We start from the raw sequence: 6415 nt of genomic DNA on the forward strand, positions 1-6415 counted from the left end.
ATGAATTTAACCTTACGGAATTCCCGCATTAAGCTACCTTTGGGGCAAGTCTTTTGGCGTGAAGTGGGCCAAGGACCCACTCTTATATTTTTACACGGGTCTTGGAGCGATAGTAGTCAGTGGCTACCCCTGATTGAGTATCTGCATCAAGATTATCATTGCTTTGCGCTTGACTTATTGGGATTTGGTGACTCCCAAACGCCGAAACTGCACTACTCGATTCAAGTCGAAGTCGAGTGTTTGTTCAACTTCATTGAGGCACTAAACCTTCCCCCAGTCTATCTGGTTGGTCATTCCTTAGGCGCTTGGATTGCCGCTAGTTATGCATTGCATCACAGTGAACAGGTTCAGGGATTGGTGTTATTAGCCCCTGAAGGCGTTCGAGGCGACGGAGACGGGAAAACTTGGCAGTGGCGGCGGTGGTTAGTTGGGCGTCCCCCCCTTGCCTATACTATTCTGCGATCGCTCTTACCTCTGGCTCGGCTTTTTGGGCGTCACAAAGATATTGAGGGAGCGTTAAAACAGCGACAACAATTGCTACAATCCCCGACAGCTTGTCAATTGCTGTTTCGGCGACGGCGGGTGGAAATTCAAGCCGAATTATTACAAGAACATCTACCCAGCTTAGATATCCCTACGCTGATTGTTCAAGGAAGACTTGATTCACCAGAGGTGATTGACCATGCTCAAACTTATGCCAACCATAGCCCCAATACTAAATTACAGATGATTGACCAAGCCGGAAATGACATAGCGGAAACCGTACCGGGAATTGTCGCTCAGCATATTGATTATTTTGTGAAATATCAGTAGAAGGGTAGAAGGGTAGAAGGGTAGGAGGGTAATGCTGCCTTCCCCATCACCATGGGTATGGTAGACGCACTTGCCCAGCCGGACATGGTATCATTCATCATTCATCATTCAAACAATGTCAATTGCTCCTTGGCGAGTCTCCCTATCTCGTGCCCTTCACCGCAACCGCAGTTTAGCTTATGCTCGGTACTTTCAACTGGCAACTGTTTGTCCAGATGGGTATCCGGCTAATCGCACCGTTGTTTTTCGTGGCTTTTTCGATAACCAATTAAAAATTATCACCGATGCTCGCACTCAGAAAGTCAATCAAATTAATCATAATGCTGGGGCAGAAATTTGCTGGTATTTTCCCAAGACTCGCGAGCAATTTCGGTTAAAAGGTCAACTTATTCTGGTGGGAGAAGACTATCCTGAATTTCCCCTAAAAAATGAGCGTCAAACCACTTGGCAAGGGCTTTCTGATCCAGCGCGTGTGCAATTTGCTTGGTCGAATCCGGGTGAACCCAGAGTAGAGGGGGATCAGGCGTTTTCCCAACCGCCACCTGATCCAGAGCAACCGTTGCCTAATTTCTGTCTCCTATTGCTCGAACCTGTAGAGGTTGATCACCTGGAATTGCGCGGTGATCCGCAAAATCGATGGTGTTATACTATGGGGTGCGATCGCCAATGGATCACGCAAGCGATAAATCCCTGAGTCTTTCTCGTACAAACGAGCGAAGTAGCGGAATATGCATCGACTAAAATTCTTTTGAGGATGCGCCTAGCTTTCGACCTGAATTAGAAAGAACGAGTCTTGTTCTCTAAATCTCACCTTGGCGACTAAATCAGCTTCATAGCGTTCTCCGGCGGTAACAGGTGATTCACAAATTGACAATGGATAATGAACAATGGATAATGACCTCTCCTTAAAAGAAGAGGATTGAAATTAAGGAAAATCTTTTTTAATTTCTTCGTAAACGAAGAGGTCTTAGACACAATTAATCAATTATCAATTATCAATTATTAATTATCCATTGATAAGAGAGAGAATAAAGCTTGTTTTTAGGGCTATGGGATCGGGTTCAAGATAGAGTGCGATCGCGTATCTACTAACTGACTTTTGGTTATATCATAATTAACCTTAGTTTTTACGTCTGACTACTTATATTTTGGAGCCTCCCATTATAGCCTAGGTATTTAAATCCCGATCAGTTGATTCAGAAGAATCCCGATTGAACTTTAAACTATTCTCCAGATATTCAATCCGTTTTTGCTGATTCGCCAGTTGCTGAGTTTGCTCACTGAATTCTTTCTCTAAGTCTTTATTCTGTCGCTTCTGATGAGCAAGTTTCCAATTTTGCCGCATCAGAGACGGTACTGATACCAATAATCCCACCACAACGCCAACCCCTAAAGTTAAGACGAGAACTAACGCCAACGATATCTCAACTCGCCAAATCCCTAAAGTTACGGCGATAGGTACAGCATTTTGTAACGCAAAGATAATCGCCAAGATCGCTATAACAACCCCTAAAATTAAAAATAATCGCATCCGTTATCAGCTAAAATTTAAATACACAACACAAAGCAAATGATCGAACGGCAAGTCACATTGTCTCAAGAATAGCCCAAGCGAGGTATCTGATGTCCGCACAAGCCACAGTTCTCAAGCAAAGCGAACTCCTAAACCGACTAGCCTTAAATCGTCATACCGCTGAAGAAGTCGGTCGAGTGATACAGCTATGGCTTGATTTGCAAGCCCACCGCGTAGTTGGGTTAACCTGCAAGTCCGGGTTTCTCGGCGGCAAAAAACACCACTTTACCTGGGAACAAGTCAATACTATTGGCAGCGATAGTATTCTTGTCAACAGCCTTAAGGAAGAAACCGAGTCGGAAACCCTGGAACCCCTCGATTCTCGCATTGGTGTAGAAGTTTGGACAGATGCGGGAAACAAAGTCGGTAAACTCGTTGATTATATAATTGAACCCGAAACCGGAGCCGTCCTTAATTACTTATATTCCTCCAGTGGTTGGCAAGGAATAATGGAAGGGATTTATACCCTTGCACCCGCAGCCGTTTCCAGTGTGGCAAAAAAGCGGATCATTGTTCTAGAAGCGGCAGTAAAAAACAGTGATAAATATACCGAAGGCGTCCATGAACGCATGAGTCAAGCCGCAGACTTTATTCGTAGTGACTACAAGAAAACGCTTCAGCATGTGGAATCCCTTAAACAAGGTGTTCCCCAGGTTACAGATCATCTCACCGACCAAGCAAAAGCCGCTGGTGATAAACTCAAAGAACGATTTTCTGAAGGGAAAGATTCGAGCAAAAAGAAGGATGAAGAATGAAATAATTTTGACCCTTCACGACCTTCGAGGGAACCTGGCGCGTAAGTTTTTTAATTTGTAGGGGCGGGTTTCACTATAATCCTTTGTGTTTGACCCTGATGTAACTAAACCCGCCCTTTCCAAGTAAATAATTATTTGACCAATTATCAATTATCAATTATCAATTATCAATTACCAATTACCAATTACTGAGGCAAAAATTTACCCATTGAATCAATCTGCAAAGAAGTATTCGGAAAATCACTCTGAGTAAGCTGGCGCATCAGTCGAATCGTGCGTCCTTGGGAATCAGGATAAGGAATCCCCTGACGATTTAGCATAATTGGAATAATTTGACCCGAAACTAAATCACCCTGATTATCCAACTCCACATCTAATACTAAAGAATACGCCAGTTGAGCTTGAGTCGAGAGAGTCCGATAGCCCATAAAATTACCCAAAGAATAAGCAATTAACTTTCCCTTATAAACTTCTAAGGCTCTAGGAACATGAGGTCCATGTCCGAGAATTAAATCAGCGCCGTGGTCAATCATCGTCTGGGAAAAATTAACCAAATTGCCGCGATTTTCGCTAAAAAAATACTCCGTTTGATTGCGAACATGCATCGCTCCAGTTCCTTCAGCCCCCGCATGGACAGAAATAACCACGATATGGGCATTTTGACTGGCTTCTTTCACTAACGCTATAGCCGCCGGTAAATTATTTAATGAATTGTGATAATTAAAGTAACTAAAACCAATCCAGGCAATCCATAAATCATTGATATTAGCATAGAGAATTTGATTCTTTTCCCCTAATGCTTTAACTCCCGCCTGTTCCAGATTCTTGATAGTATCTGCAAAGCCTTGACGTGAGAAATCATAAGAATGATTGTTGGCAACGCTCATAATATCAAAGCCCACCTCCTTTAACAAAGAGGCATAATCAGGCGGCGTGCGAAAGGCAATAATTAATCCCCCTATCGACTTAGCGGAATAGGGATAATTGGTTAAGGTACTCTCAAAATTACCAAATAATAAATCAGCACCTTGCAGAGTAGGTTGAACGGCTTGAAAGAGAACCGTTTTATTAGGATGCAGTTTATTCTGAGGATAATTTGTACCCGGAATAATATCACCCACGGCTTTAATCTGAACTGTCACATTCGGCGGCGGGGGTTCTATCGGGATATCAGATTGAGGTTGAATGATAGGTTCCGGTGGGGGTTCAGGATAGCTTTGAACGACACCATAACCCATACCGCACAAAAAGCTGACCGTACCCACCGACAGTAACAAGGCTCCACTGCGCCGCAATGGTGTGATAAAGTTTGTCATTTGTCATTCGTCATTTGTCATTCGTCATTTATCGGTCTTACCGTCAAATGTAACTCTGGGTCTTGCGCCACCCAACCCGCAGGTGCATTGAAGCGAACTTCAAAATGCAGATGAGGTTGGTCAATGTCCGGATTTCCTGTAGTACCAACTGTCCCTAGGGGTGTTCCTGCTTTGATCCGTTGACCCGTTCTCACCGAAAGACGGCTTAAATGAGCATAACGGCTTTGGCGTCCACCTTCGTGATTAATCACGACTAAATTGCCATAGGAGCCCTGTTGACCTGTAAAGGCAACTGTACCGGAATCCACAGCTAGCACAGTGGTTCCAGGTTCTGCCAATAGATCAATACCACTGTGAAACTGAGCTTGTCCATCAGCGTTTTGATGCCAACCGTAATTAAACGCTATGGGTGCTAACGTGGGCAAGGGATAACCGGGAAATCCAGTATAATTTTCCACGGGTTTGCGATTTGCCAGTACCCAATTCACTCCTGAGACAAATACAACTCCTGGCGGTTGTAGGGAACAGCCATTGACCTCAAATAAAATATCAGCGCGGATACCATAAGCCTCCGCTAAGTCTTGCCAGCTAGCCCCCGCTGGAACTTGCACCCGAATCCCATTAAAGGGAGGAATCAGAATATCTCGACCCATCGGCATAGATTTTCCTGACAAGCTAGGATTGAGTTCTACTAAGGTTTCTGGGATCAGGCTGTATCGTTGAGCAATACTATTCAACGTTTCACCAGGCGCTACTTTATGTTTCTGCAAGCGCGAAAGGGCAGGTGCGGGACAGCTATTTTCAGACGGTGAGGATGATTGTGCCGTTGCCAGATTGGGGATTGGGGCAACCAGGCAAATCACGCTGGAAAAGACAGGAAGCCATCGAGATAAAGTCATAGTTGAGAAGTGTGAAGGATGAATGGCTAATGGTATAGTAAGCTATTCAGCTGCTTTTCTGGGCATGTTTAACTATTCCAGAGAGATTAGTTATCGGTTAGTCTGCCCAATTAAACTTTATTGCACTAAATTATCTGTTACATTTATTATCATATTTCCTAAAAATATAATCATCAACCAAGTTTGAATCAATGATAAAGAAATAACTAAAATTTGATGTTGATTTAGCTAGGCTATTGACCCCCATCGCTCAAACTCAATACAATAAAAAAAGCTAAGCTGTCAACTTTAATCATTGACTTAGCCGAAACAGAGGTAATTTATCAAGTAAAATAGACCCTACTTTCCTCTGAATTCAATCAATCCTGTAATTCACGAATTGTCATTCTCAAAATAAAAACATGACTGCTAAAATAGTAACCCCTGAACAGCCAATTAACGCCACCTCAGAAACATTCCACCGCCAACTCACCAGCGAAGTTCTCACAGAAGAAAAAAAACAGCCCTGGGTTCAACTCATTTCGACTTTTATAGGCACAGTCTCAGCTTACCTAAATAACCGAGTTACGAACACTGAGCAACTTTTACTCACCGCTGCCTTGATTATTGCCGCCCTCACGATTCTAAAACTCGGTTTTGCTGTCCTGAAAGCGATTAATACCATTCCCTTTTTGTCATCGCTTCTAGAAATAATTGGTATTGCTTATGTGAGTTGGTTTATTTGCCGCTATTTGCTCAGTGCTGCCAACCGTCAAGACTTAGCCTTACAAGTTAAGTCTTTTAAGGAACAAATTTTTGGCACGAATCCCTAACTATTTAAATTTCCCGAAAATTTTTCAGCTCATTCCACGCCAAACCATTCGGTGGGATGAGCTTACTATTATCGTATGGTATCGTTTTAAGGGATAACATACGAGTCGTAAGCAACCCCGGTCTAAAGACACGGAGCTTTAGCCAAATAAGTTAAAGCTGTGCTTACCAGCCTAAGTGCTAAGCGCACTACGTTATCGGCAAGTGTTAAAGACCTACCTGCGGATGCGATAGCCAGTTTGCTGCTCT

At 43.3% G+C, this 6415-nt stretch carries 7 protein-coding genes; 4 read left to right on the plus strand and 3 right to left on the minus strand.

Features of this window, described 5'->3' with window-relative positions:
* Both RLO19_RS28155 and RLO19_RS28160 read left to right on the plus strand, forming a co-directional pair.
* Nucleotides 1-813 carry an alpha/beta fold hydrolase gene (locus tag RLO19_RS28155; protein ID WP_446360669.1) on the plus strand — a complete coding sequence of 271 codons (813 nt, stop codon included), beginning with the start codon at nt 1-3 and terminating at the stop codon, nt 811-813.
* 115 nt (nt 814-928) lie between these two features.
* Nucleotides 929-1507 (plus strand): Npun_F5749 family FMN-dependent PPOX-type flavoprotein, encoded by a 579-nt coding sequence (locus RLO19_RS28160; RefSeq protein ID WP_446360670.1) that lies wholly within the window; start codon nt 929-931, stop codon nt 1505-1507.
* A 474-nt stretch (nt 1508-1981) separates the two neighbouring features.
* On the opposite strand, the gene RLO19_RS28165 is transcribed toward RLO19_RS28160, so the two are convergent.
* Nucleotides 1982-2344 (minus strand): lipopolysaccharide assembly protein LapA domain-containing protein, encoded by a 363-nt coding sequence (locus tag RLO19_RS28165; protein WP_446360671.1) that lies wholly within the window; start codon nt 2342-2344, stop codon nt 1982-1984.
* A gap of 92 nt (nt 2345-2436) precedes the next feature.
* Between RLO19_RS28165 and RLO19_RS28170 the strand changes: the two genes are divergently transcribed.
* On the plus strand, nt 2437-3141 hold the full coding sequence (locus RLO19_RS28170; RefSeq protein ID WP_446360672.1) for a PRC-barrel domain-containing protein: 705 nt from the start codon (nt 2437-2439) through the stop codon (nt 3139-3141).
* Between the two features lie 185 nt (nt 3142-3326).
* On the opposite strand, the gene RLO19_RS28175 is transcribed toward RLO19_RS28170, so the two are convergent.
* Nucleotides 3327-4457, minus strand: coding sequence for a CapA family protein (locus tag RLO19_RS28175; RefSeq protein ID WP_446360673.1), 1131 nt, complete (start codon nt 4455-4457; stop codon nt 3327-3329).
* Between the two features lie 17 nt (nt 4458-4474).
* Nucleotides 4475-5356, minus strand: a complete 882-nt coding sequence (locus tag RLO19_RS28180) for a LysM peptidoglycan-binding domain-containing M23 family metallopeptidase (protein WP_446360674.1) — start codon at nt 5354-5356, stop codon at nt 4475-4477.
* A gap of 401 nt (nt 5357-5757) precedes the next feature.
* Between RLO19_RS28180 and RLO19_RS28185 the strand changes: the two genes are divergently transcribed.
* Nucleotides 5758-6168 carry a CAAD domain-containing protein gene (locus tag RLO19_RS28185; RefSeq protein ID WP_446360675.1) on the plus strand — a complete coding sequence of 137 codons (411 nt, stop codon included), beginning with the start codon at nt 5758-5760 and terminating at the stop codon, nt 6166-6168.
* Nucleotides 6169-6415 lie beyond the last annotated feature (247 nt).

This window comes from Coleofasciculus sp. G2-EDA-02 (assembly GCF_040226375.1).
Lineage (GTDB): Bacteria > Cyanobacteriota > Cyanobacteriia > Cyanobacteriales > Coleofasciculaceae > Coleofasciculus.

What these genes read in the sequence shown, in the direction of transcription:
- RLO19_RS28175 (WP_446360673.1), bottom strand. Translation starts at nt 4,457, where the DNA reads ATGACAAACTTTATCACACCATTGCGGCGCAGTGGAGCCTTGTTACTG.
- RLO19_RS28165 (WP_446360671.1), bottom strand. Translation starts at nt 2,344, where the DNA reads ATGCGATTATTTTTAATTTTAGGGGTTGTTATAGCGATCTTGGCGATT.
- RLO19_RS28155 (WP_446360669.1), top strand. Translation starts at nt 1, where the DNA reads ATGAATTTAACCTTACGGAATTCCCGCATTAAGCTACCTTTGGGGCAA.
- RLO19_RS28185 (WP_446360675.1), top strand. Translation starts at nt 5,758, where the DNA reads ATGACTGCTAAAATAGTAACCCCTGAACAGCCAATTAACGCCACCTCA.
- RLO19_RS28160 (WP_446360670.1), top strand. Translation starts at nt 929, where the DNA reads ATGTCAATTGCTCCTTGGCGAGTCTCCCTATCTCGTGCCCTTCACCGC.
- RLO19_RS28180 (WP_446360674.1), bottom strand. Translation starts at nt 5,356, where the DNA reads ATGACTTTATCTCGATGGCTTCCTGTCTTTTCCAGCGTGATTTGCCTG.
- RLO19_RS28170 (WP_446360672.1), top strand. Translation starts at nt 2,437, where the DNA reads ATGTCCGCACAAGCCACAGTTCTCAAGCAAAGCGAACTCCTAAACCGA.